Below are 1,170 nucleotides of genomic sequence, written 5' to 3' on the forward strand. Positions count from 1 at the left end.
CCGGGAACTCCATCGACTCCAGGATCACCGGGGAGCCCGCGTCGCAGAGGGTCTCGCCGGTGGTGGTCTGCTTCAGACCCATGACGGCGACGATGTCGCCGGCACCCACCGCGTCGATCTCCTCACGCTTGTTCGCGTGCATCCGGTAGATCTTGCCGATGCGCTCCTTCTTGCCCTTCACCGAGTTCTGCACCTGCGTGCCGGCCTCAAGGCGGCCCGAGTACACCCGGATGAAGGTGAGCTTGCCCAGGTGGGGGTCGCTCGCAATCTTGAACGCAAGGGCGGCCAGCGGCTCGTCCTCGGACGGCTTGCGCTTGACGATCTCCTCCGGGTCGTTGACCGCGTGGCCCTCGATGGCCTCGACGTCCAGCGGGGAGGGGAGGTAGCGCACGACCGCGTCGAGCAGGGGCTGCACGCCCTTGTTCTTGAACGCGGTACCGCAGAACACCGGGGTGACGGTGACGACGTCAGCCTTGCCGGAGGCGATGGTGATACGACGGATCGCGGCGTAGAGCTGCTCCACGGTGGGCTCCTGGCCCTCCAGGTACAGCTCCATGACCTCTTCGTCGTTCTCGGCCACGGTCTCGAGGAGCTTGCCGCGCCATTCGTCGGCAGCCTCGATGTGCGTGTCCGGGATGTCGACGGTGTCGTACATCTCGCCCTTGGCGGCCTCGGCCGACCAGACCAGGGCCTTCATCGTCACGAGGTCGACGACGCCCTTGAAGTCCATCTCGGTGCCGATCGGCAGCTGCATCACGATCGGGGTCGCACCCAGGCGATCCGAGATCATGTCGACGCAGCGGTGGAACTCGGCACCCGTACGGTCGAGCTTGTTGACGAAGCAGATACGCGGAACGCCGTAGCGGTCCGCCTGACGCCAAACGGTCTCGGACTGGGGCTCAACACCGGCAACGCCGTCGAACACCGTCACCGCACCGTCGAGCACGCGCAGCGAACGCTCCACCTCGACGGTGAAGTCGACGTGGCCCGGGGTGTCGATGATGTTGATGGTGTTGTCGACGTTGTCCAGCGGCCAGTGGCAGGTCGTCGCGGCAGACGTGATCGTGATGCCGCGCTCCTGCTCCTGCTCCATCCAGTCCATCGTGGCAGCGCCGTCGTGGACCTCACCGATCTTGTACGAAACACCGGTGTAGAACAGGATCCGCTCGG

1 protein-coding gene is annotated in these 1,170 nt (G+C 65.6%); it reads right to left on the reverse strand.

Features of this window, described 5'->3' with window-relative positions:
* The coding region (locus tag AB0I03_RS26915; protein WP_360417438.1) for a GTP-binding protein at positions 1–1,170 on the reverse strand (1,170 nt) is incomplete at both ends.

This window comes from Glycomyces sp. NPDC021274, from assembly GCF_040641195.1.
Classification (GTDB): Bacteria; Actinomycetota; Actinomycetes; order Mycobacteriales; family Micromonosporaceae; genus Glycomyces.